Source organism: Brachymonas moutaii (nom. illeg.) (assembly GCF_049977365.1).
Taxonomy (GTDB): Bacteria; Pseudomonadota; Gammaproteobacteria; order Burkholderiales; family Burkholderiaceae_C; genus Brachymonas.
The window spans coordinates 1-24412 of the sequence record NZ_JBNGEN010000005.1 but is presented as its reverse complement, the minus strand read 5'-3'; the positions used below and the strand labels follow the sequence as shown (position 1 = coordinate 24412).

Here is a 24412-nt window from a genome sequence, read left to right as displayed (position 1 = left end):
GTTCCTTGAGGGAGGGTCAGAAGAAGGACGAGGCAGGCCCGGCGGAGCCCAACGGCGCAGGTCCTGCCGTGGGCGACCCCTGGGCAGGCATGAGCAGATGGAAGGCATTGCCCTCCCCGTCCGGCAGCCCCTTGAGCGGCAGGTGCGGCGTCTGCGCCAGCACGAGCCGCTGGTAGTGCACATCGGCGCCATAGCGCTGTGCCAGCTCGCGACAGATGTAGAGGCCCAGCCCGGTAGAGCGGCTGTGCCCCGAGGCGAAGGGCTCGAACAGACGTGCCTGCAGCGCGGCATCGAGGGCGGTCCCGGTGCTCCATACCTGCACACGGGCCAAGTGGGGGCCATCCATGCTGGTGCTCAGCACGACACGCGGCAGCGGGGTGGCATCTGCATAGCGCCATGCGTTGTCGAGCAGATTGACGAGGATGCGGCGCAGGTGTTCCGGATCGAAGCGCACCCAGATGTCAGGAGCCCCCAGGCACAGGCGCGTTGCGGCGCTGCCGGGCTCGATCCTGTGCTGATCCCGCCATTCGCGGGCCAGCCGCTCGACGACCTCGTCGAGGCGCAGGGCGGCCACCTGGTCGATGGAGGTAGGCTCCATGCGCGAGATGTCGAGCACATCGCGCACGATCCGCCCCAGCCGCTCCACATGGGTCAGCACCATGCCGCTGAGCTTCTTCTGCAGTGGCTGGTCGAGCTCCTCGTCGAGCAGCTGAGAAGCCTGCGAAATGGCGGCCAGAGGATTGCGGATCTCATGGGCCACGGCGGCCGACATGCGCCCCATGGCCGCCAGCTTCTCGGTGCGCACCTGCTGCTGGAGCACCTGCATGTCCTGCAGATACAGCAGGCACATGCGCTCGGTGCGGTCCGCGCGCTGATCGTGAGAAAGCACCGTGCGCACCATGAGGTGGACCGTGGCATCGTCGGACGTCATCAGCAGCACCTCGGAAGACAGGCCCTGCCCTCCGCGAAAGCTCTGCCGCACCAGGTCGGTCAGGGGCTGCAGGGCCTCGATGTCCTGCATGAACTGTCCAGGCAGCCGGCTCGTGAGCGGCAGGTGCAGCATGGACAGGGCCGTGCGGTTGGTGGCCCGGATGCGCCCGTTGGCACTGACGACCATCACCCCGTCCGGCACATTCTGCACGACCAGATCGTTGATGCGCCCCCGCAGCCGGGCAAGGCGCTGGTTCTCGTAGGAGCGCAGCTGCTGAATGCCCAGATTGCGCGCCAGCAGATGCAGCGCCCAGCTCACCAGCAGCATCACGCACAGGTACACCGTCATCTGCGCCAGGAACATCCAGCCCCCGCTGCCCATGAGCGCGCCCACATGCCAGCTCCCCAGACTGATGAGCAGGCCCGCCAGCAGGGCGCTGAGTGCCGTCATGCGCCAGGTGCCGAGCACCGCGCACACCAGCGGCGGCAGCGCCAGCAGCGGAAAATAGCTCACCGAGGATCCCGCCGGCTCAGCCCAGCCGATCACGAAATAGACCGCGAGATCGAGCCCCACGGTATAGGGCCAGTACTGCTCGAAATCGGCCCCGAGACGCACCGGTGCCATGCGGAACCGCGCGAACGCCGTCGCTGCCATGTAGGCCACGAAAAAGACGACCAGACCCACCCAGCCCCGGCTGCTTCCCATGCCATCGACACCGCGCGCCATGAGCAGGAGCGCCAGCACCAGAATGGCAATCATCAGGCGTGCCGTCATGAAGCCGAGCCAGATGCGCCCAGCGGCAAACTCCTCGCTGAAGGCGCGCGGAAGCTCGTCGGCCGTCAGCTGTGCCTGCACCCAGGTGCCCTCGTCTGCCGCAGCCTGCATGTCGGCCTGGGCCACCACCTCAGGCTCGTGTGCCGAGGACTCGTCCAGAAAGGAGGGGTCGGGCCGCTCCCTCATGGGCGTCGCGCATCCTGGGACGCCGGGGGCACGGCCCCTGCCTCGGCATGCTCGGTGCAGCAAAAGCTCTGCCCGTGGGCCTGTACCGCCTCCTGGCGGGGCACGTGCAGCCCGCAGCGCGCGCAGGGCACCATGTCCTGCGGACCGGCCACACGCGCAGTCTGCGGGCGTGGCCCTGCCCCCGCCGTGCGCCCGGCCGAAGGCGGAAACCTGCGATGGGCATGGGGGCCCCATATCCGGTAGACCACCCAGACCACGACCAGCACCACCAGGAACTTCATGGCTGTCCTCCGACGGAGATCATTCGGCCGGACGGTGAAGCAGCACTTCGAGCACGAAGCTCGACCCCACATAGGCCAGCAGCAGCAGGATTCCGCCCAGATAGATCATGCGCACCGAACGCTGCCCGCGCCAGCCGAAGCGGTAGCGGCCTGCGAGCAGAACCGCCAGCACCAGCCACGAGAGCACGGAAAACACCGTCTTGTGATTCCAGCGCAGGCTGCCCACGGCCGCGCCGCCATACAGCTGCTCGCCGAAGATCCACCCCTGGGCAATCGTCACCGTGAGCAGTATGAAGGCCAGCAGCACGAACCGGAACGTCAACCGCTCCAGCGTCATGAGGGGCAGTTGCCCGTGCTGGCCGTTCCCCTCGGTGGGCTGCAGCAGCCCGCCGCCCAGGCGCATATGGCGCTCGGCTCGCCCCATGAGCCAGGCGTGCAGCACCGCCACCGCCAGCAGCCCATACGATGCCATGCCCAGCATCAGGTGCAGCGGCAGCCATTCGGAGGCATGCGGATGCAGCTCGTTGCCCGGGAACAGCCAGGCCAGCATCACCGTCACCGCCCCCACCAGTGCCAGCCGCCAGCGCAGCTGCAGCAGGGAGTAGGTACGGCTCTCCACGGCATACACCAGGAGTGCCCACCAGGCCGTCATCGACAGCGCCGGCCCGAATCCGAAGCGCGGCGGCTGCGTGAGCCCCAGCCACAGCGCCACGGCCTGACAGCCCCAGGCAATGGCAAGCGCTACCGCACCGCTGCGACCGATATGCTCGCGCACATGCGTCAAGGTGGCGGCCAGCAGATAGGCCGCAGCGCTTGCGAGGGTAAAGAGGGACACGTAGGACTGGGCACTGGCTACAATCATGGCTACAGTTTATCCCGTCCCGCCGCCGCCATGGCGGCCGATTCCGCGGTTGATTCCCCCCTTTCGACAGGCTTGCGCTGCCGCACGGCTGCCCACCCTGCCCTGCTGCACGCAGTCTCTTTCTCCTCGCCCCATCCATGGCCTCCGCACTTACCGACAAACTCTCTCGCCTCGTCAAGAACCTCAGCGGCCAGGCGCGCATCACCGAAGGCAACGTCTCCGACATGCTGCGCGAGGTGCGCATGGCCCTGCTGGAGGCCGACGTGGCTCTGCCGGTCGTGCGCGACTTCATCGCCCGCGTCAAGGACAAGGCCATGGGGCAGGAGGTGCTCGGCAGCCTCAAGCCTGGCCAGGCGCTCGTGGGCATCGTCAACCGGGAGCTGGCCGCCACCATGGGCGAGGGGGTGAGCGACCTCAATCTCGCGGTGCAGCCCCCGGCCGTCATCCTGATGGCGGGCCTGCAGGGCGCGGGCAAGACCACCACCACCGCCAAGCTCGCCAAATACCTCATCGAGAAGCGCCGCAAGAAGGTGCTCACCGTCTCGGGCGACGTGTACCGCCCCGCCGCCATCGAGCAGCTGCGCACCGTCACCGAACAGGTCGGAGCGGAGTGGTTCCCCAGCACTCCGGACCAGAAGCCGGTCGACATCGCCCTTGCCGCGCTCGACTACGCCCGCAGGCACTACATCGACGTGCTGCTCGTCGACACGGCCGGCCGCCTGGCCATCGACGAACCCCTGATGGCTGAAATCAAGGCCCTGCACACGGCCATCCACCCGGTGGAGACCCTGCTGGTCGTCGACGCCATGCAGGGCCAGGATGCCGCCAACACCGCCCGCGCCTTCAAGGAGACCCTGCCCCTCACAGGGGTGGTGCTCACCAAGCTCGACGGCGACGCCCGCGGCGGTGCAGCCCTGTCGGTGCGCCAGATTGCCCAGGCCCCCATCAAGTTCGCAGGCGTGAGCGAGAAGATGGACGGGCTGGAGCTCTTCGATGCCGAACGGCACGCCGGCCGCATCCTCGGCATGGGCGACATCGTGGCCCTGGTCGAGCAGGTGACCGCAGGTGTCGACCTGCAGGCCGCCCAGAAACTCGCCGCCAAGGTCAAGAGCGGCGACAGCTTCGACCTCAACGACTTCCTCGGCCAGCTCCAGCAGATGAAGCAGATGGGCGGGCTCTCCAGCCTCATGGACAAGCTGCCCGCCCAGATCAGCGCCAAGGCCACGAGCACCGACCTCGAACGCGCCGAAAAGGACATCCGCCGCAAGGAAGGCATCATCTCCAGCATGACCGCGCTGGAGCGCAGAAAGCCCGAGCTCATCAAGGCCAGCCGCAAGCGCCGCATTGCCACGGGGGCCGGCGTGCAGGTGCAGGAAGTCAACCGCCTGCTCAAGGAATTCGAGCAGATGCGCGACATGATGAAGAAGATGAAGGGCGGCGGCCTCATGAAGATGATGCGCCGCATGGGCGGCATGAAGGGACTCAAGGGTCTCATGGGGGGAGACATGAGCGGCCTCGGCGGCGGTGGCTTCCCCGGCATGCCTCACTGAACGTCCATGGGAATACGAGGGTGAGCGCGCGCAGCGTGCGCCTGCGCGCGGGGACGATGCGCCTGGCGGCAACGGCCACGCCAGAGCCTGCCCCATCGCCACGCGATTCAGGCTCCTTGTTTTCTTTCCGGCCCGTCTGATCCTGCGGAGTCGACCGATGGGCCTAGGCCTGTCGCTCAGCCGGTGCCCTGGGCTGCGCCTGCAGCTCTTCTGTCTGTGACAGAGCCCCCAGCTGCCGCTGGGCCGCCATGCGGCCGCAGACCAGATCGCACAGCTCGTACACGGTGTCGTCGGCGATCGCGCAATACACGCTGGTGCCCCGGGCCGTACGGCTCACCAGCCCCCGCTGCGCCATCAGGGCCAGATGCCGCGAGGCGTTGGCCGTGCTCGTGCCCACGAGCCGCGCGAGCTCGCCCACGCTCCGCTCCCCGCCCCGCAGCGCATTGAGCAGTTCCAGCCGCATGGGCTCGGCGAGCGCCTGAAAGTAGCCTGCCACCCGCTGGAGTGCCTCAGGCGGCAGCCGATCCATGGGAAGCACTGGAAAACTCGGGGGCATGGGAATGGAAATGGACAGAAAAATCAGGAACACTCGCAAGCACCCCCAGCGCACCGCATGGCTGTGGCGTACCGGGGGACACCGGCACGGCCGGTCTACGCGACACGGACATCCTGCGGCGGCTGTCCGGCATTATCCTGCTATTCAATCAATTACGTAACTTGTTATATGATCCGCGCATCACCGAAACACCGGTCCTGCGCATGGAGTGCAATTACATGAAGCGTCTTTCCCTTGCAGTGGCGGCAGCAGGCCTGCTCGCGCCGTGGATGTACCACGTGGCCCAGAGTGCCGATGCGCCCGCCCGTGCCTCGCTGGCGGCCGTGGCCGTGCAGGCCTCCCATGCAGCCGGACAGGTGTCCTACGAAGGGCAGGTCGAGGCCGTGCGCCAGACCACCGTGGCAGCCCAGGTGCCTGGTGCCGTGCTCAGTCTGCCGGTCAAGGCGGGTCAGCGCGTGCAGGCTGGCGAGGTGCTGGCCCGGCTCGATGCCCGGGCCGCCGACCAGGCCAGCATCGCGGGGCGCGCGCAGCAGGAAGTCGCAGCCCGCGACCTGGAACGCAAGCGCCAGCTCTATGCCCGCCAGTACATCAGCAAGGCGGCCCTCGAACATGCGGAGGCTGCCTACAAGGCCGCTGCCGCACAGGCCACGGCCGCACAGACCACCTCCGGCTTCCATGTCATCCGTGCGCCCTATGCGGGTGTGGTATCGGCCGTGGCGGTCGAGCAGGGCGACATGGCCATGCCGGGGCGCCCCCTGCTCACCCTGTACGATCCTGCAGCCCTGCGCGTGACGGCCCAGGTGCCGGCTTCGGCCTTGCGCCAGGTGAGCGTGGCACAGGCGCGCGTGGACATTGCAGGCCGCATGGTCACCCCCATCCGGGTCGAGATTCTGCCCACGGTCGATCCCCGCAGCATGACGCAGCAGGTGCGCGCCACCCTGCCCGGCGGTCTGGCCGTGGCACCCGGGCAGTTCGCCCGCCTCTGGCTACCGCAGGGCACTGCCTCCGAAGGCATGGCGCTGTCGGGCGACAACCTGCAGGTGCCGCTCAAGGCCATCGTGCGGCGCGCCGAAATGACGGGACTCTACGTGCTCGACCAGAACAGCCGTCCCCTGCTGCGCCAGGTGCGCCTGGGCCGCGCCCATGGCGACACGGTGGAAATTCTCTCCGGCCTGCAGGCTGGCGAGCGGGTCGTGACCGATCCGCAGGCCGCTGCCCGCGCACAGTGACGTCCCACGGAACCCTTTCCCATGCGTGATGCCATGCCCCCCACCCCCGACACCTCCGGCAAGACGGCCCGCCTGGGCATCTCCGGCCGGATCGCCGCCTTCTTCGAGGCAGCCCAGATCACCCCGCTCCTGGCCCTGGTGGCCTTTCTGCTGGGTCTGTTCGCCATTCTGGTAACGCCCCGCGAGGAAGAACCCCAGATCGACGTGACGATGGCCAACGTCATCATCCCCTTCCCCGGTGCAGCGGCGAAGGACGTGGAATCGCTCGTCGCCACACCAGCCGAGCAGGTGCTCTCGCAGATGACGGGGGTGGACCACGTCATGAGCGTGTCGCGCTCGGGCGTGGCGGTGCTGACCGTGCAGTTCAAGGTCGGCGTCAAGCGCAACGATGCGCTGGTGCGTCTGTACGATACCGTGGGCGCCAATTCGGACTGGCTGCCCAAGGGGCTCGGGGTGCTGGCCCCGGTCATCAAGCCCAAGGGCATCGACGACGTGCCCATCGTGGCCCTGACCCTGCACAGCCAGCGCCCCGACAGCAGTGCCTATGACCTCGAACGCGTGGCCCACAGCATCGAGGCCGATCTCAAGCGCGTGCCCGGCACCCGCGAGGTCACCACCCTCGGCGGCCCGGGTCATGCCATTCTGGTCGAGCTCGATCCCGCACGCCTGGCCGCGTCGGGCCTGACGGTGCAGGACCTGCACCGTGCACTCGAAGGGGCCAATTTCGGCATGCCGCTCGGCGATCTGCTCCATGCCAACCGCGCCATCGAGCTCGAATCGGGCCCGTATCTGCACAATGCCGACGAAGTGGCCGATCTGGTCGTGGGCTCCAGCGGAGGCAAGCCGGTGTTCCTGCGCGAGGTGGCCACCATCCGCGACGGTGCCCCGCCGCCCACCCGCTACGTGTGGTACGGCGCTCCCGTGCACTCCGCCGGCAGCCAGGCCAGCGCCGCCACCGGCACCGAGTCTCCGGCCGTGACCATTGCCGTCACCAAGAAGCCGGGCGAGAACGCCATCGACGTGGCCAACGCCGTCATGACCCGCGTGGATCAACTCAAGAACACCGTGATCCCTGCCGACGTGCAGGTATCCGAGACGCGCAACTACGGCGCCACCGCCAACGACAAGGCCACCAAGCTCATCGAGAAGCTGCTGTTCGCCACCGCCTCCGTCGTGGCCCTGGTGTTCTTTGCCCTAGGCCGGCGCGAGGCAGCCATCGTGGGAACTGCGGTGATCCTGACCCTCACGGTCACGCTGTTTGCGTCATGGGCGTGGGGGTTCACGCTCAACCGTGTGTCGCTGTTCGCACTGATCTTCTCGATCGGCATTCTGGTGGATGACGCCATCGTGGTGGTCGAGAACATCCACCGCCATCAGGCGCTCGAACCGGGCAAGTCGCTGCGCGAGATCATTCCGGGCGCAGTCGACGAAGTGGGCGGCCCCACCATTCTGGCCACCCTCACCGTCATTGCCGCCCTGCTGCCGATGGCCTTCGTAAGCGGGCTCATGGGCCCCTACATGAGCCCCATTCCCATCAACGCGAGCATGGGCATGCTGCTGTCGCTGACCATTGCCTTCATCGTCACGCCGTGGCTGTCGCGCATGTGGCTCAAGCCATCCTCCGGCCACGACGCGGCTGCCGGCCATGCACAGGGCCAGGGGCTGACCGGCAAGCTCACCCCGATCTTTCACCGCATTTTCGACCCGCTGCTCGACGCACGGCGCGGGCGCCGCAACCGCCGCCTGCTCGGTCTGGCCGTGGCCGGGCTGATTGCCGTGTCGATGCTCCTGCCTGCGCTGGGACTGGTGGTGCTCAAGATGCTGCCGTTCGACAACAAGAGCGAGTTTCAGGTCGTGGTGGACATGCCTGCCGGCACCCCGGTCGAGAAGACCGCCGCCGTCATGCACGAGATGGGCGCCTACCTGGTCACAGTGCCCGAAGTGGAAAACTACCAGGCCTACGCCGGCACCGCCTCGCCCATCAACTTCAACGGTCTGGTGCGCCAGTACTACCTGCGCGCCGAGGGCGACCGGGGCGACATGCAGGTCAACCTCGTGGACAAGCACCACCGCAAGGAGCAGAGTCACGCCATCGCCACCCGCGTGCGCCCCCACCTGCAGGAAATCGCCCGCCGCTTCGGTGCCAATGTGAAGGTCGTCGAAGTGCCGCCGGGGCCCCCCGTGCTCTCCCCGATCGTGGCCGAGGTCTATGGTCCCGAGCCCGAGGGCCGCGCGCAGATCGTGCATGCCCTGCGCCAGGTGTTCACGCACACGCCCAATGTGGTCGACGTGGACGACACCACCACCGCCCAGGCACCCAAGATCAACCTCATCGTCGACCGCCGCAAGGCCGCGCAGCTGGGCGTGCCGCAGCAGGCCATCGTCACCACGCTGCGGGCCGGTCTTTCGGGCGATGCAGCCACCTTCCTGCACGACCAGAGCCGCTACGCGGTGCCCACCGTGCTGCAGCTGCCCGCCGAATCCCAGGGCAGCCTCGATACCCTGCTGCAACTGCAGGTCCGCAGTGCCAGCGGGACGCTGGTGCCCATCCGGGAGCTGGTCACCCCCAGTGACAGCCAGCGCGAGCAGACCATCTACCACAAGGACCTGCTGCCCGTGAGCTTCGTCACCGGCGACATGGCCGGCAGCAACGACAGCCCGCTCTACGGCATGTTCAAGATGCGCAGCCACCTCGCCGACATCGCCACGCCCAACGGAGGCAAGGTCGAGGAGTTCTTCATCCACCAGCCGCAGGACCCCTACCGGAACTATGCCGTCAAGTGGGATGGCGAATGGCAGATCACCTACGAAACCTTCCGCGACATGGGCGCCGCCTATGCGGTGGGCCTGATCCTGATCTACCTGCTGGTGGTGGCACAGTTCGGCTCGTACCTGGTGCCCCTCATCATCATGGCCCCCATCCCGCTCACCATCATCGGCGTGATGCCGGGACACGCACTGCTGCACGCCCAGTTCACCGCCACCAGCATGATCGGCATGATCGCGCTCGCCGGCATCATCGTGCGCAACTCCATCCTGCTGGTCGACTTCATCCGCCTGGAGCTGGCACGGGGCGTGCCCTTCGAGCAGGCCATCGTCCACAGTGCCATCACCCGGGCCCAGCCCATCCTGCTCACGGGCCTCGCCGCCATGATCGGGGCACTCTTCATCCTCGATGACCCGATCTTCAATGGCTTGGCCATCTCCCTGATCTTCGGCATCTTCGTCTCCACCATCCTCACGCTGGTCGTGATCCCGATCCTGTATTACGTGGCCTACCGCAGGCAACATGCGGAGTCCCCGACTTCCCCCCACGGCCCGACAGAGGCCGACCACGGCGCCAAAGCCACCTGACCCAGAGCCACAAGGAGACAACCATGGCCCACATCGTCATCATGGGAGCCGGACTCGGCGGCCTTCCCGCCGCCTACGAGCTGCGCTCTGCCCTGCCCGAAGAGCACCGCGTCACGGTCGTCAGTGCCGTGGACTACTTCCAGTTCGTCCCCTCGAACCCCTGGATCGCGGTGGGCTGGCGCAAGCGCGACGACATCGTCCTCGCCCTGGAGCCCCTGCTCGCACGCAAGCACATCGGCTTCATTGCCAGTGCCGTCCGCGCGATCGACGCCCTGTCCAGCACCCTGACGCTCGACAACGGCCAGACCCTGTCCTACGACTATCTCGTCATCGCCACCGGGCCACGGCTCGCCTTCGAGGAGGTGCCCGGCTCCGGCCCGCTGGGAGGACACACGCACTCCATCTGCACGGTGGACCACGCCGAACGCTTCTGGGCCGACTACCAGCAGTTCCTGACCCAGCCCGGCCCCATCGTCATCGGCGCCATGCCCGGCGCCAGCTGCTTCGGCCCGGCCTATGAGTTCGCCTTCGTGGTGGCGGCCGATCTGCGCCGCCGCAAGCTGCGCCACCAGGTCCCCATCACCTACGTCACCAGCGAACCCTACATCGGCCATCTGGGCCTGGGCGGCGTAGGGGACAGCAAGAGCATGCTCGAAAGCGAGCTGCGCAGCCAGGACATTCGCTGGATCACCAACGCACGCACCACCCGCGTCGACGACGGCTCGCTCCATGTGGAGCAGCTCGACGACAACGGCCAGGTCCTCCGCGAGCACGACGTCCCCTTCCGCCTGTCCATGATGCTGCCCGCCTTCAGGGGCGTGGAAGCCGTGGCCGCTGTGCCGGGGCTGTGCAACCCGCGCGGCTTTGTGCTCATCGACGAGTTCCAGCGCAGCAAGGCCTACCGCAACATCTTCTCGGCCGGGGTCTGCGTGGCCATTCCGCCGGTCGAGGCCACGCCCGTGCCCACCGGCGCCCCCAAGACCGGCTACATGATCGAGACCATGATCAGCGCCATCACCCACAACATCGTCGCCGACCTCACCGGCGGCACTGCCGACGCCACCGCCACCTGGAACGCCATCTGCCTGGCCGACATGGGCGACACCGGCGCCGCCTTCGTCGCCCTGCCCCAGATCCCGCCGCGCAACGTGAGCTGGTTCCGCAAGGGCAAGTGGGTGCACCTCGGCAAGATCGCCTTCGAGAAATACTTCCTCAACAAGATGAAGACCGGCAACGCCGAGCCCATCTACGAGAAATACATCCTGGGTCTGCTCGGCATCACGCGGCTCCACAAGCCCGCCGATCCCACCTGAGACCGCTCTACACACGGAGTACCGCATGACATCCTGGCAACCGGCCCGCCCCCTCGGCGCCCTCGCCCTGGCACTGGCCACCACCGTCACCCTGCCGGCATGGGGCCAGTCCACCCCGGCCGTCACCCCGCTGCCGCGGGGACAGACCCTCACCCTGATGCAGGCCTGGCAGGCAGCCACCCAGCATGACCGCCAGCTCGACGTGGCCCGTGCCGATCAGGCGGCGGCCCAGACCCGCCGCGACCAAGCGGCCGCACTGTGGAAACCCTCCGTCTTCGTCAACGCCGGTGCCGGCTGGGGCGCCGGCTCCACCCGCATGGAAGGCGCCCAGTTCTCCGCTCCCGGCATGGGGCCCATGACCCAGGCCAACTTTGCCACCTCCGTCACCGACGGCACCGCCACCCGCTGGGGCGTCACGCTCCAGCAGCCCCTCTTCAGCCCTGCACGCTCGGCCCAGCGTGCCCAGCTCGCTCTTTCGGCCGACATGGGCGACACCGCCTGGCAGGCTGCACGCACCGACACCATGCTCCAGACCGCCGAGCGCTACCTGGCCCTGGCCCTGGCCGAAGAGCGCGTGCGCGTGCTGGGCGTGCAGCAGCAATCCGTGGCGCGCACCACGCAGGAAGCCCACGAACGCTTCCGCCTGGGCAACGCCCCCGTCACCGACACCCATGAAGCCGACGCCGAAAACTCCGGCATCCAGGCCCAGATCGCCGCTGCCATGCTCGATCTGAACGTGCGCAGGCAGGCCCTGGCCGACAGCACCGGCATGGCATCCCCCACGGCCCTGCTGCCCACCGACTCCACCTGGATCGCCCGCGCTCCCTCCGGCACTCTCGCCACATGGCTCGATGCAGCCCACTCCCGGAACCTGCAGCTCATCAGCCTGCGCCAGGCCCTGGAAATGGCACGCCAGAACGTCCGCAAGCAGGCCCCCATGGCGGGCATGTCCGTCGATCTGGTCGCCCAGGCAGGGCAGGACAAACTCACCGGCAGCGGCGACTTCGGCTCTGGCGCCACCACCCGCAACACCAACCGCATGATCGGCGTGCAAATCACCATTCCGCTCTATACCGGCGGCATGGCCAGCGCCCAGCAGCAGGAAGCCATACGCCTGCGCGAAAAGGCCCAGGCCCAGCTCGACGCCACCCAGCAGCAGATCGACCGCCAGGTCGAGGCCGCCTGGTGGGGGCTCCAGGCCGGACAGGCCCGCCTGCAGGCCCTCGCACAGGCCCGCCAGGCCATGCATTCCCGGCTCGATGCCACCCGCATGGGCCATACCCTCGGGGACCGCTCCACCCTCGACCTGCTGGCAGCCGAAAGCGCCCATGCCCAGAGCGTGCTGGCCCTCGCGGAAGCCCGCAACACCCAGGTTCTCAACCACCTGCGCCTCGCAGCCCTCGCCAACCAGCTCGACGACGCGCTCCTGCAGCAGGTCAGCCAGCACCTCACCACCGTCCCCACGGCCACAACCATCGCCGCAGTCCCCCCAGGCAGCAGCGCTTCCAGCCGGACTTCTTCCCATGCGGCCCGCACATCGGCTCCGCACCGGCGCGCTGCACGTGCGGTGCCGACGCAAGGCAGCTGATGCAGCACGCGTGCTGCCCTCGGGAGAGGGCCCAGACCCACGCGCAATGGCGAGGCCATGTCAGGCGTGATCAGTTGCCCGAGTCAGTGGTATCCGCAGGGTAGTAGCACACATGCCGACTGGCGTCATAGAGCTGTGCCGGCCGGCACACAGTGAACATGGCAGCCACCGTCTCGGCCACCAGACGGCTCGGCCGCGGGTAATGCGCCACAAACACGGTCCGTACCCGGCTCTCTCCCTCGGCCAGTGGATACGGCTGACAATTCACGCTGTTGCTGATGGCGCCTCCGCTCCCGAACCGGGAAACGAGCGCTTTCTGATAGGCCTGACAGATCTGGCTGGCCGACGTGCCGCTGGCATAGGCCATCTCCAGTCGCGCCACCCGAATCTCCGGCACTTTCTGCGTCATATCGACATGGGCGTACAGCTCCCGAGCCGCATACGGCCGGCTCGCTCGCGCCAGATAGCTGTCGATCGGCACCACGGCCGAGGGATTTCTGACCTCTCCGGCCAGGGACATCCCTACGCCCAGCACACTCCCTCCTGCCAGCAAGATGCTGCCCCACACACGACGGCTCGACGACATACCTCTACTCCTCAGAGTCTGATTTCGGAAAAGGCCCGCTCTCCTTGCTGGGGAAACCGGCCACACGACAGGACAGCGGCCTATACCGCCCTCACTTCGCCCCCTCGACACGCACACACTCGATGACGGGCCCCGACAGCGTCTTGCCTGCTGACCATGGCACCAGGCGATAGGACTGCGCGGTCAGCTTTGCCAGACGATAGCGACGGATGCCATGGTGGCTGACCGCCTGCAGAAGCAGTGCATTGATATGCGGCCCGCCCGCAATGGCGAATTGCGAAGACTGGTCAAACGGCCGGAGAAGCCGATAGTGCTGCACCACCTCCAGCACATCCCCCCCGCGGACTGAACCCATGCCGCGCGCCGCAGTCAGCACGCGATAGCGGGCAGAAACCGCGCCAGACGCCCTGTTGCCCACATAGTCGATGACCGAGTTGCTGTTCCAATGTCCCTCGGCATCGGCCGCGTAGGCGGTGCGCTGATGCAGCGTACCGGCCGGCACCCCTGCATGGGCAGGCACATGAATGGCTGGAGCCGTGCAACGCCACTTGCCCTGCAACGGATAGGCCGCCTGTGCGCCTTCGGACAGAACCATGGCCAGAAGGGCTCCCCCCAGCATCCTGCAACGCAGGGAAGATGTCCTGGATGCCCTTTCCGCCGACTGGGGGCGGCCATCGTTCGAGACATGCGTCCTCATGCTTCCTGCTGCCATTTGAGTCGCCGCTGCGGATCGAAATCAATTCCGGTGATATAGCGCTCCCCCGCATGGGCCTGTATGTGCACGATCACATCGATGGTCTGCATCAGCAGCCGCTTGATGACATTGAATTCCAGCCCCGAGCCCTCGGGAGATGCCTTGACCATCAGTGCGAGCTGATCCCATGTCTGGTGGATGCTCCCCGCATGGCAGCTGGTGATCGACCCCGGGTGCCCGGATGCGCAGTTGCGGATGAAGTAGAACGACTCGTCCCCGCGCAGCTCCGCCAGAATGATGCGGTCCGGCTTCATGCGCAGGCAGGCCTCCATGCAGGTCTTGGCGCTGACGTTGGCCGTACTCTGCCCCCCCTTGGAATACAGCAGGTGCACGACATTGGGCTGCGCGATGAACAGCTCGCGCGCATCCTCGATGGTGATGAGTCGCTCCTCATCCGGAATATGGTGGACCAGCGACTTCATGAAGGTGGTCTTGCCACTGCCGGTGGCTCCGGCCACCACGATGTTCTTCCGGTAGTTCACCGCCTGTCGAAAGAACGCCGAATAGCTGTGCGCCTGCTTGAGCTCCAGCAGCTCCTGATCCATGGGAGAGAGCTGCGTTGCAGATTCCACGATGCGATCAAAGAATCCGTCGTCCGCATACTGCGCGAGCGTCTTGGTCCGCCGGGACGGTTGGCGGATGGTGATCGACACCTTGCCCGCCTCCACGGCAGGCGGTATGACGAACTGTGCGCGCTGCCCCGATGGAAACGTGAGCGACACCACAGGATCGGTTTCCGTGATGCGCTGCCCGGTATTGCTCTCGTTGACCACCGTGGTGCAAAACTGGCGCGCACGCTCGAAGGTCAGGGCAGGCACCTCCAGCCGCTGCCAGCCCTGGGCGCTCTCGATGTAGATATGGCCAGGACTATTGACACAGATTTCGGTCACATCGGTTCGCTCCAGCACCTCCCTGATACCCAGCACCTCGTACTGGTAGTTCAGAAAGTCCAGAGAAACATGTGCCAGCGGACCTTCGCTGGCATCGGTGCAAGGCATGTCCATTACTGCATCACCGCTGAAAAATCGATGTCGCGGGAGGCATAGATGTTGATCAGCGTCCCCTGATTGATCGTCACGGTGGCTCGGCGGTTCGCCGCCTGCGTCACGGCATTCTGCGCAAACTGCTGCAGCGTGGCTGCGGTCTGCGTCTGATAGGGATTGACCTGCTGCACTGCAGTTCCATTGACACCCGACAGCGTGGTCGTCGTTTTGGCGCTGTCCGAGACGAACCGGTTGGATTCGATCTGCACCAGATCCCCCATCATGCTCACCAGCAACGCCCCCGTCAGACGACTGCCCCAGTGCCGATCCACATGCCCAGGGTGCCCTGCGCCACCCAGACCATCGACGCCTGGACTGCCCAGCGCAACATCCAGACCATTGGGCGTAAGCACTCGCTCCCAGACGGCTCCCACCCGTCCGGTTTCCACGCCGTCGAGCTTGTACTGTCCGGAGATCTTGGAACCACGCGGAATGAGCACATGCCGCCCTGTCGTGGAATAGACAGGCTCGGTGACCACACAGGAGGCATACCCGGAGATATCCGTGACGATGCGCGTCTCCAGCACGCAGCGGATATAGGTGCCCCTGGTCAGCAGATAATCGGCGTGTGCCAGACGGCTCACACTCCCGCGTGCCACCTGAAAGGCATTCCGGTCGTCGGCCGGAGAGGCCGCATTCATGACCAGACCGGACGAACCGGCACGCTGGCGGCTCAGGGCATCCCCCTCCCCATGGGCCGCTGTACCAGGATTTCCAGCCTGCGCGGCCCATGGCGCCACGGCACCCTGCCCCGCTCCCCGGGCACGTCCCCCCTGTGCGGGGGCTGCCGATCCCCCCGGAGCAGCCAGCGCAATGGCCTGGCCTGGCTGCGGGGTTTCCGGCAGCGGTGCCGTTTCCTGTCCTCGGGGAGACATGCCGCCTGCGGCGCCAGTCAGCGCCGCCGATGCCGGCGCCACCGGCACAGGGGGCATCGGCGGATCATCGGGAATCACCACCCGCTCCGTGGCCGCCTTGGCTGGCTCCCTTTTTCCAAAGAGGCTGAACTGACTGAATCCCCACGCCAGCAATCCCATGCCCATCACGCCCAGAGCAGCCAGAAACAGAATGGCCTTTCGATTGAGCTTGCGAGAGGCGCCATACTGCAACCGAGGCTCCTCCTCAAGCGGGGGCAGGTCATGCGCAGCGGACTGATCCGAAGCGGGGGAAGCAGGCTGGGTAGGCGAAGAATGAATGGGCATCATGAATGGCTCCTGCGCAGCCCCACCACGCTGTCGCCATGGCGCAGCACGAGATAGTCGTAAAGACCGAAGATCGTGAGTCTGTCCTTCTCCTGGCGTGTATTCACCAGAAACTCCTCCCCATCTTCCTTCTTCTTGCCGTAAACCGATGGCATGCCACCTCCAGGCATCTGATGCGGATCGAGCGTGATGTAGGTGAACTTGCCATCGTCATAGACCTGCCGTGGCACCAGCCACTGGGAATCCCGACCGGCTGCGTAGTCGTAGTTGCCGTTGGGCACCTTTTCCGAGACAGGCTGAATCAGCCCTCCCGCACGACGCGGCTCGCCTGCCCCCCGAGGGTCTGATTCATCCCGTTCCTGCGGATAGGTGAACGTGATCCGGTAATCCACCCCTGCCCGCTTGGCCTCCGCCAGGGTCTTCCACTTGCGGACCACCACATGGAGATCGAAAAGGTAGTTGCGCCGGTCCGTGCGGATGTACATGTTCGTTTCCGCATGGGGCGACTTGGGCTTCAGATAGAAGACGTTGTCGCGTCGCACCAGATCCCAGGCCGCACTGAATCCCGTACCGAAATCCTTGACCTCTTCCCGGGGGCTGATCACGATCTGGGTGGCAATGCCCAGACCCGCATGCACCGTATAGACCGCATTGGGCGAATAGGCATACTGCTTGAGTGGGGCGGCGTGTGCGACGCCGCCACCAGCCAGAACGACAACCAGCGCTGCAAGCACACGGAGAGGAGCAAGATGCTTCATCATGGCACTGTCCTCACGATTTGCCGGAAGTCCGGGGTTGTGCTGCCGGTGTGGCCGGGAGGTCGGGCATGGCGGGCTGCGTGGTTCTGGCCGCGGGCTGCGCAGGCACGGCAACGGCCGCAGCGCCGCCGGCCCCCGGCGTCACGGCTGCCGCGGGCGGCTGTGCAGAGGTGGCCTCTCCGAAGGAATCCGGATCCGTGCGATAGGCATAGACCCGGAAGCCCAGCGGATTCAGATAGCGTCCTTCCTCCGCCATCTGCAAATTCCGGTCGTAGCCGATCTTGAGGCTGGCTATGCGCGTGTCGAGGAACTTGGACTGGCCTGACACGCGATTGAACACCCAGCGCTCGAACCGCACGGTAGCTGCCGAGGGAGGCTTCTCCTGACTTCCCCCCTGGAGCACGATGCTCAGGATACGGATGCGCAGTGACGCATTCGGCCCATAGACCTTGTCGGGATTCTCGGCCCCGCCCTCGGCATAGAGCGCACGGTATTCGGCCAGCGCGGACCCCGTGGCCATGGAATACACCATCCGCCGGTCACGCCGGCTGGTGATATCCCAGTCATAGGATTCGCGTGCGATCACGAAGTTCGCCACATTGCTCTTGTTGAGAAACTCGTTGGCCGTATAGACGGGATTGAGCGCCTCGATGCGCGCCACGGTGCTCGTGCCCCTGTAGGGATCGGCCAGCACCAGATAGGGCACCTGTTCCTTGAGCGGCATCACGAACAGATACCCCACCCCCAGCAGGAGGGACATGGCGAGCGATGCCCCGGCCACCATCCAGGCCCGACGCTCGCTGCGACGGCTCATCTCCGAAAGACTGACCTCGAAATCGCGGGATTGCTGAAGCACTTTTTCGGTCGGCATTCCGGACCGACGCGTACGTTGGGTGAACATGTTTCTGAAGATCACGGTTGAGTGGGGGAAACAGGCGTCGGCACGAGTGCCGGGGCAGCAGAAGGCACGGCATCCACTCCGGAACGACGCGAGACGGCCGGCGCCGGAAAGGACAGATCCCCGGAACTGTCCTGCGGCATTGCCCCCTGGGCAGGGGAATGCCCCCCCTCGGCAGACAGGTCCTGTACCACGATGACATTGCCCACCCCTGCCTGGGACAGCGCAATCCCATAGGGTGCGTAGATGCGATTAAGGGCTTCCAGCGCCTGGGCCAGGCTCTCTGATCTCACGCGCCCCGCCTCACGCGGGAGGGAGAAGTCCGCACTCGCGCGGTAATCCAGAGTGCTGCCCGATTCGGCCGCCCATCGATGCAGGGTGCCCTGCAGGGTGCCATCCAGGGCCCGCACGCCATAGACGTGCGGCTGATAGAAGGGGATGCGCTCGACCCCCACGGTGAAGGCATTGACCTTCTTCCAGCTGGAACCAAAGGAAGCAGGAGCCGGAGGGGCCGAGCACCCTGCCAGAACCACCACCGGAAGAAGAACCGACACACACCGGGCAAGAGAAGGTTTGAACCACATAGCAAACAGAAAGAATTGAACCCGAAGTGCAATACACATCAAAAGGATTCACTTTCAAGGAAAATTTGCGTACAGTATAGCGTTACAAAATACACAATTGATACAATCGTGTTGTTTTGGTGCATACTTCTGTGCTTCATTGAGTCAATCCATGGATGTATCTTCCTCGCATTGCCACTCATGCACAACCATGTGCCTACACATGATCTCCCTTTGACCATGCTCGACTGTCCAACGATTCAGAACCTGGCTGTGCCCGTCGGGATCATGCGCCACGTGGCACGGGTGGAATCCGGCTTCAACCCCTACGCCATCGGCGTTGTGGGGGGGCGGCTGGCACGCCAGCCGCGCACCTTGGGCGAAGCCGTCTCTACCGCGCGCATGCTGGAAGCCCGAGGCATCAATTTCTCGCTGGGAGTCGTACAGGTCAACCGCTACAACCTGAGCCGCTATGGGCTGGGGAGCTACGAGCAGGCCTTTTCCACCTGTCCCAACCTGCATGCCGGTGCGCGCATCCTGCGCGAGTGCTACGACCGGGCTGGCGACTGGGGCAAGGCATTCAGCTGCTATTACTCCGGCAACTTCACCACGGGCTACCGCCATGGATACGTGCAGAAAGTCATGGCCTCCATGGCCTCGACCGCGCCAGCAGCCACCCCCATCCCGGTCATCCTCAAGCATGCCCCCGCCAGGGCACGCACCACGCACCTCCCGGCCGCACGTGCATGGCCTTCAGCTCCCCCCAGGAACCGGCCTCTCCCTGGGGTACCCCGGACGCTCTCTTCTCCCAACGCCGCAGGCGGAGCCGGGGACTCTGCCTTCGTTTTCTGACCTTCCCTTCCATTCATTTTTTTACTCACAGAAAGGAAACTTCCATGACTTCTCTTGCCTCCTCCGTGCGCACCCCCCAGCTCGATGCAGCGGTGCTGGCCTCCATTTCTCCCGCAGCCATGGAGAAAAAAGTCCGGCAGGTTGAACGTGTGCTCATGCGCTGGCTGCCGTGGGTGGTGATGGCCCTGATCTGCGCCCTGTTTCTGTACGCCCCCGACGCCATGGCGCAAGCCACGACCTCGGATTCCTCGACCGATGCAGGCAGCAAGATTCAGGGATTCCTGCTGACCGTCAAGAAAGCGCTGGGCCCGATTTCCATTCTCATCGTGACGATCGCCTTCATCTTCGCGGGCTACCAGATCGCCTTCAACCACAAGCGCATCGGCGATGTCGCTCCTGTGCTCATCGGCGCCATCGTCATTGGTGCGGCCACGCAGCTGGCTGGCTGGTTCATCAACACCAGCGACTTCAATCAGTGACATGCAGAAAAACACCCTTTTCAGGGGATGTACGCGCCCCCCTATGTTTCTGGGAGTTCCCTACGTTCCCTTTTTCATGGGAGCGGGGGGGTGCGTGCTCATGGCCGCCTGGTTCAACCTGTTCTGGTTGCTGGCCATTCCCCCCGTGCTGTTTGTCATGCGCATGATGACCCGCCACGACGAGATGATCTTCCGCCTGCTGGGAGTCCGGCTGCAGTTCCTGGTCAGGGTGCGCAACCGCCCACTGCACGACGGCATGTGGGTATTCACACCCAACCTCTACCGGGACAAGCCCCCTGCCTGATCGGGCACGCACCTGCCCCCGCACTCCCCTTCCGTCCGCCTCATGAGCGCCCCATGTTCACTCCAGACCCCAGCATCAGCGCATTTGTGACGCTATCCGCACACGTCTCTCCCCATGTAGTCAAGACCACCACGGGAGATTTCCTCATCACGTGGTATCTCGACGGCATGCCCTTCGTGGGGCGAGAGGAGTGGGAGCTCGAACACCGGCACAAGACCTTCAACAATCTCCTGCAGACCCTTCGGGCCCCGGACTATGTCAATGTGGCCTTCTGGGTGCATGACGTACGGCGCAGACGCCGCATCAACATGCCCGGCAGATTCGATGAAGCATTCAACCAGCAGGCCTCGGACGAATACTTCGAGCGACTCTCGTCCAGGAAGGTCATGCAGAACGAACTCTATTTCACCATGGTGTACCGCCCCGTGGTGGAAGGGAAACGGTTCATCGAGAAATCGACCAATCTGGAACGCCTGCGGGCCGAGCAGGACCAGGCGGTGGCCAAGATCAATGAGCTGGCCACCAACGTGGAAGCAGTGCTCCACGACTACTCCCCCTATCGCCTGGGCATGTACGAATCAGCCAGCGGCATGGTCTTTTCCGAGGTGCTGGAATTCTTCAGCTATCTCATCAACCGCATGGACGAACCCGTCCCGGTGCTGTCGGCCCCCATCTACAACTATCTTCCCGTGGCCAAGCACATCTTCAGCCCCAAGGGAGGGGACTACATCATCCGGACACCCGAGGGACGCAATCATTACGGCGCCATCCTCAACATCAAGGAGTACGCAGATGCAACCTGGCCCGGGATTCTGAACGGGCTCAAGTACCTGGACTTCGAATATGTGATCACGCACTCCTTCACGCCTCACTCCAAGAGCGAGGGGCTCCGGGCGCTGGAACGCACCAAGGGCATGATGATCTCCTCCGGAGACCGCGGGGTCAGCCAGATCGCAGAGCTCGACGTCGCAATGGATCAGCTTGCGAGCGGCAACTTCGTGCTGGGCGAATACCACTTCACCCTGGCGCTGTACGGCAGCTCGCAGGAGGAGCTGCAGCGCCAGGTGGCCATGGCACGCGCCGAACTCTCCAACGCCGGATTCGTATCGGCCAAGGAAGATCTGGCGATCACGGGAAGCTTCTATGCGCAACTGCCCTGCAACTGGCGGTATCGCACGCGCCTGGCCAATGTCTCGTCACTCAACTTTCTGGGACTCAGCCCGCTGCACAACTTCGCCACAGGCAAGCGCAGCAACAATCCGTGGGGAGACTGCGTGACTGTGCTCCAGACCACCAACGGGCAGCCCTATTACTTCAACTTTCATGCCACGCATCCAGGGGAAAACAGCCTGGGTGAAAAGGCCATCGGCAACACCATGGTCATCGGCAAGTCAGGTACGGGCAAGACAGCACTCATCAACTTTCTGCTGTCGCAGGTCCAGAAGTTCAAGCCCAAGCCCACCATCTTCTTCTTCGACAAGGACAGGGGAGCAGAAATCTTCGTGCGAGCCTGCGGAGGCAACTACATGGCCCTGGACAACGGCCAGCCCACCGGATTCAACCCCCTGCAGTGCGAGGCCTCCGAGGCCAACGTCCAGTTCCTGTCCGACATGGTGAAGCTGCTGGCAGCCAAGCCCAGCTATACCGCCAGCGAGGAGGAAGACATCCTTCGGGCGGTACGTGCCATTCTCGACACCCCTCGCGCACTGCGCACCTTGACCAACCTCCAGAAATCCATGCCGAATCTGGGCGAGGACAGCATCTTTGCCCGCCTGCGCAAATGGACCCGTTCCGGATCGCTGGGCTGGGTCTTCGACAACCCTCAGGACAGCATCGACTTCAGCGGCGCCAGCATCATCGGCTTCGACTATACGGATGTCATCGACAACGCGGAAGTCCGCACGCCGGTCATCAACTACCTCATCCACCGACTCGAAGAGCTCATTGATGGTCGTCCGCTCATTTATGTGATGGATGAGTTCTGGAAGATCCTGGATGGCGAGGGCGGACTCAAGGAATTTGCCAAGAACAAGCAAAAAACCATCCGCAAGCAGAATGGACTGGGAATCTTCGCCACGCAATCGCCCGAGGATGCACTGCGCAGCGACATCGCTGCAGCGCTGATCGAGCAGACAGCCACCATGATCCTGCTGCCCAACCCCAATGCCGACCGCAAGGATTACATCGAGGGTCTCAAGCTCACGGAAAGCGAATTCAAGGTCATCACCGCCCTTGATGAGCGCAGCCGCTGCTTTCTGGTCAAGCAGGGGCATGCCAGCGCCGTCTGCCAGCTGGACCTGCGCGGCATGGATGATGTGCTGTCCGTCATTTCAGCCAGCACCGACAACATCGGCATCCTGCACCAGATACTGCACGAAGCCGAGGCCTCCTCCCCCGAGCACGGTCTTGTGGCAGTCCACCCCGATCAATGGCTGTCGATCTTCTACGCACGGCGCAAGGGAGCCCGAGGCTCTGGCGACACCAGGACCGGCGCGCGCTCCGGCCGGGAGGGACTGGCCAAGGAAACCGCATCCGCATCCTCACAGGTGGAGCCGGCATGAGTGGTTCCCTCTCCCTTCTTCACCGTCCGCTGCGCAGCCTTTTCATGGGCGTGACGCTGTACACGACGCTGCCTGCCATGGTGGCCATGGCGCAGCGCACCACCATCCCCAACGCCTGCACCTCGCTGAGCCCAGGCGGAAGCAATGTCCGCATGACGGCATCAGGCCGCACCGCCACCTGCACCTCGACCGGTCGCCAGTTGCCCCGTCCCGGTGGAGATCCCTTCGTCTTCTGCACCGAAGGAGTTCCCACCGATTGCTGGGTGGCCGTCTCCCCGGTCAGCGGAGCCTGGCAAAGCATCTGCCTGGAATACGTCAATCCACGGTGGATTCCCACCTATGAATATGCATGCCCTCTCGGCCGCCCCCGTGACGGCACGGGATACAACTGGCAGGGCCGCGGCATTCCCAGTCAGCGCCCCAGCTATCACTGACGGCCTTTGCCCCATCCTGTGGCAGGCACATGGCTTTCTGGATAGGAACTCAACGGAACATCACAGGACAGGACCATGAAGATTTTTTCCTTTCCCTCCCGACGGGGAATGCGCCGCAGCGCATGGTCCTCGCTCCTCGGAATGCTGTGCCTGCTCGCCTCCGCGCACGCACACGCGCAATGGCTGGTCTATGACGAGGATGTCTACAACAAGATCGACAACCTCAACAGCCAGCTCAGCATGCGCACCGACACCAACAGCACGACCGGGCTGGTAGGCAAGGGCCCGTCCATCAGCGACAGCGGCGACGGCATCTCGCTCGACTTCTCCAAGGGAGCCCAGTCGGCGGGCCTCCTCTCCTCCGTGACCGATTACGCCAAGCAATGGGCTGCCGATCTATTGGGCCTCTCATCCGGCAATGGCAATTTCGGCACCATGCGCACCAACACCCAGTCGTTGCTGAACTTCAGCAATGGCAGCGACTCCTACGACGGCTCCGTGGCCAGCATTGCCGGAAGCCTGACGTCCAGCCTGGGACTGAGCTCCGCCCTCAGCGCTGCAGGCATCGAAACCGGCCCCTACGCAACGGCTGCCAAGCAGTTCTATGGATCCGGCGCCAACGGCCTCACCCCCAACTGCAACGACAGCGCAATAGGAACCAAATACGGTCGACTCCTCTACCAGAACTGCCTCAAGGCCCGCAACGTGCTGGCTGCACAGCTCCAGCAGATCAGCGACATCTCCAAGGTACTGGACGAACGCAACGACACCCTCCAGCGCATGTTGCAGAACAGCAATGTGGACAAGACCCGCGACCTGCAGCTGCGGCAATACAAGCTGACGGCCCTGCAGACCCTGATCGCCAACGACCAGATGCGCCTGCAGGCTGCCATGGCGAGCTACCAGGCCCTGCGGCAACTCTATGACGAAAAAAGGGCAGAAGCCCAGCAGGCCCTCACCACCGGCAAATCTGCCGATTTCATGAGCAATGCAATCGGCACGCTCGTCAGTGCCCTGGGAGCCGCCGGAGGCATGGCTGTAGGCAAGGAGGCGGCCGATGCCGTCCAGACCAGCATCGGTGTTCCCAACATGTTCGACAGGGCCGTGTACGACTCCAGCCAGGCTCGAATCAACAAGGCCTTCGGCTACAGCGCCCCCTGACACCCTCTTTTCATATTTCACATCATCATGGCACTCTCTCTGGGTCAATTCCTTTCCGAAAGCATGTTCAGCAACCTGCACGACTACGTGCTGGGCATGGTGCAGGACTTCGGATACGCAGGAATGGGGCGGCTGTTCCAGGTCACGATCACTATCGGCACCGCCTGCCTGACCCTGTGGTTCATGTGGGAAGGGT

The 24412-nt window shown here is 64.9% G+C and carries 22 protein-coding genes; 11 read left to right on the top strand and 11 right to left on the bottom strand.

The annotated features are described in order from the left end of the window. Nucleotides 1-16 precede the first annotated feature (16 nt). Genes ACP2WS_RS07110 through ACP2WS_RS07100 form a run of 3 tightly spaced genes read right to left on the bottom strand, consistent with a single transcriptional unit; the run spans nt 17 to nt 3034 of the window. Nucleotides 17-1891, bottom strand: a complete 1875-nt coding sequence (locus tag ACP2WS_RS07110) for a sensor histidine kinase (protein ID WP_426460190.1) — start codon at nt 1889-1891, stop codon at nt 17-19. Continuing rightward, entirely contained in the window at nt 1888-2172 is a 285-nt protein-coding gene (locus ACP2WS_RS07105; protein WP_426460189.1) for a PP0621 family protein, read from the bottom strand. Before ACP2WS_RS07105 ends, ACP2WS_RS07110 begins: the two co-directional genes overlap by 4 nt. A gap of 19 nt (nt 2173-2191) precedes the next feature. Beyond that, nucleotides 2192-3034: a cytochrome C assembly family protein gene (locus ACP2WS_RS07100; RefSeq protein ID WP_374494132.1), complete on the bottom strand. Its 843-nt coding sequence runs from the start codon at nt 3032-3034 to the stop codon at nt 2192-2194. 137 nt (nt 3035-3171) lie between these two features. Between ACP2WS_RS07100 and ffh the strand changes: the two genes are divergently transcribed. Continuing rightward, nucleotides 3172-4584, top strand: a complete 1413-nt coding sequence (ffh, locus tag ACP2WS_RS07095; protein ID WP_426460188.1) for a signal recognition particle protein — start codon at nt 3172-3174, stop codon at nt 4582-4584. A gap of 163 nt (nt 4585-4747) precedes the next feature. On the opposite strand, the gene ACP2WS_RS07090 is transcribed toward ffh, so the two are convergent. Beyond that, nucleotides 4748-5113, bottom strand: coding sequence for an ArsR/SmtB family transcription factor (locus ACP2WS_RS07090; protein WP_426460187.1), 366 nt, complete (start codon nt 5111-5113; stop codon nt 4748-4750). A gap of 245 nt (nt 5114-5358) precedes the next feature. On the opposite strand from ACP2WS_RS07090, the gene ACP2WS_RS07085 reads away from it, so the two are divergent. The 4 genes from ACP2WS_RS07085 to ACP2WS_RS07070 are packed head-to-tail and all read left to right on the top strand — an operon-like array spanning nt 5359 to nt 12624. Continuing rightward, the gene (locus ACP2WS_RS07085) at nt 5359-6369 is read left to right on the top strand and encodes an efflux RND transporter periplasmic adaptor subunit (protein ID WP_426460186.1); all 1011 of its coding nucleotides are present in this window, start codon (nt 5359-5361) and stop codon (nt 6367-6369) included. 21 nt (nt 6370-6390) lie between these two features. Then, a complete protein-coding gene (locus tag ACP2WS_RS07080; protein ID WP_426460185.1) occupies nt 6391-9723 on the top strand; it encodes an efflux RND transporter permease subunit in 3333 nt (1110 codons plus the stop codon). A gap of 23 nt (nt 9724-9746) precedes the next feature. After that, nucleotides 9747-11036, top strand: coding sequence for an NAD(P)/FAD-dependent oxidoreductase (locus tag ACP2WS_RS07075; protein ID WP_426460184.1), 1290 nt, complete (start codon nt 9747-9749; stop codon nt 11034-11036). 25 nt (nt 11037-11061) lie between these two features. Beyond that, nucleotides 11062-12624 carry a TolC family protein gene (locus ACP2WS_RS07070; RefSeq protein WP_426460183.1) on the top strand — a complete coding sequence of 521 codons (1563 nt, stop codon included), beginning with the start codon at nt 11062-11064 and terminating at the stop codon, nt 12622-12624. 70 nt (nt 12625-12694) lie between these two features. Here the strand turns inward: ACP2WS_RS07070 and ACP2WS_RS07065 are convergent, their stop codons facing one another. The 7 genes from ACP2WS_RS07065 to ACP2WS_RS07035 all read right to left on the bottom strand — a co-directional run bounded on the left by ACP2WS_RS07065 (nt 12695) and on the right by ACP2WS_RS07035 (nt 18416). After that, a complete protein-coding gene (locus tag ACP2WS_RS07065; RefSeq protein ID WP_374494121.1) occupies nt 12695-13210 on the bottom strand; it encodes a hypothetical protein in 516 nt (171 codons plus the stop codon). A 91-nt stretch (nt 13211-13301) separates the two neighbouring features. Continuing rightward, nucleotides 13302-13805 (bottom strand): hypothetical protein, encoded by a 504-nt coding sequence (locus ACP2WS_RS07060; protein ID WP_374494119.1) that lies wholly within the window; start codon nt 13803-13805, stop codon nt 13302-13304. Between the two features lie 98 nt (nt 13806-13903). Beyond that, nucleotides 13904-14962, bottom strand: coding sequence for a P-type DNA transfer ATPase VirB11 (gene virB11, locus ACP2WS_RS07055; RefSeq protein WP_374494117.1), 1059 nt, complete (start codon nt 14960-14962; stop codon nt 13904-13906). 5 nt (nt 14963-14967) lie between these two features. Continuing rightward, on the bottom strand, nt 14968-16209 hold the full coding sequence (locus ACP2WS_RS07050) for a TraB/TrbI/VirB10 family type IV secretion system protein (RefSeq protein WP_426460182.1): 1242 nt from the start codon (nt 16207-16209) through the stop codon (nt 14968-14970). Beyond that, entirely contained in the window at nt 16206-16967 is a 762-nt protein-coding gene (locus ACP2WS_RS07045; RefSeq protein WP_426460181.1) for a TrbG/VirB9 family P-type conjugative transfer protein, read from the bottom strand. Before ACP2WS_RS07045 ends, ACP2WS_RS07050 begins: the two co-directional genes overlap by 4 nt. Nucleotides 16968-16977: 10 nt before the next feature. After that, complete coding sequence (locus tag ACP2WS_RS07040; protein ID WP_426460180.1) at nt 16978-17835, bottom strand: VirB8 family type IV secretion system protein; 858 nt, start codon at nt 17833-17835, stop codon at nt 16978-16980. A gap of 41 nt (nt 17836-17876) precedes the next feature. Next, nucleotides 17877-18416, bottom strand: coding sequence for a hypothetical protein (locus ACP2WS_RS07035; RefSeq protein WP_426460179.1), 540 nt, complete (start codon nt 18414-18416; stop codon nt 17877-17879). Between the two features lie 249 nt (nt 18417-18665). Here ACP2WS_RS07035 and ACP2WS_RS07030 point away from each other — a divergent pair, with 249 nt between their 5' ends. The 6 genes from ACP2WS_RS07030 to ACP2WS_RS07005 all read left to right on the top strand — a co-directional run bounded on the left by ACP2WS_RS07030 (nt 18666) and on the right by ACP2WS_RS07005 (nt 24216). Beyond that, nucleotides 18666-19277, top strand: a complete 612-nt coding sequence (locus tag ACP2WS_RS07030) for a transglycosylase SLT domain-containing protein (RefSeq protein WP_426460178.1) — start codon at nt 18666-18668, stop codon at nt 19275-19277. 44 nt (nt 19278-19321) lie between these two features. Further along, nucleotides 19322-19756: a TrbC/VirB2 family protein gene (locus ACP2WS_RS07025; protein WP_426460177.1), complete on the top strand. Its 435-nt coding sequence runs from the start codon at nt 19322-19324 to the stop codon at nt 19754-19756. A gap of 1 nt (nt 19757) precedes the next feature. Continuing rightward, complete coding sequence (locus ACP2WS_RS07020) at nt 19758-20060, top strand: VirB3 family type IV secretion system protein (RefSeq protein WP_426460176.1); 303 nt, start codon at nt 19758-19760, stop codon at nt 20058-20060. A gap of 53 nt (nt 20061-20113) precedes the next feature. Then, on the top strand, nt 20114-22621 hold the full coding sequence (locus ACP2WS_RS07015; RefSeq protein WP_426460175.1) for a VirB4 family type IV secretion/conjugal transfer ATPase: 2508 nt from the start codon (nt 20114-20116) through the stop codon (nt 22619-22621). Beyond that, nucleotides 22618-23055 carry a hypothetical protein gene (locus tag ACP2WS_RS07010; protein WP_374494101.1) on the top strand — a complete coding sequence of 146 codons (438 nt, stop codon included), beginning with the start codon at nt 22618-22620 and terminating at the stop codon, nt 23053-23055. The genes ACP2WS_RS07015 and ACP2WS_RS07010 overlap by 4 nt, the downstream gene beginning before the upstream one ends. 75 nt (nt 23056-23130) lie before the next feature. Then, nucleotides 23131-24216 carry a hypothetical protein gene (locus ACP2WS_RS07005; protein ID WP_426460173.1) on the top strand — a complete coding sequence of 362 codons (1086 nt, stop codon included), beginning with the start codon at nt 23131-23133 and terminating at the stop codon, nt 24214-24216. Nucleotides 24217-24412: the final 196 nt, after the last annotated feature.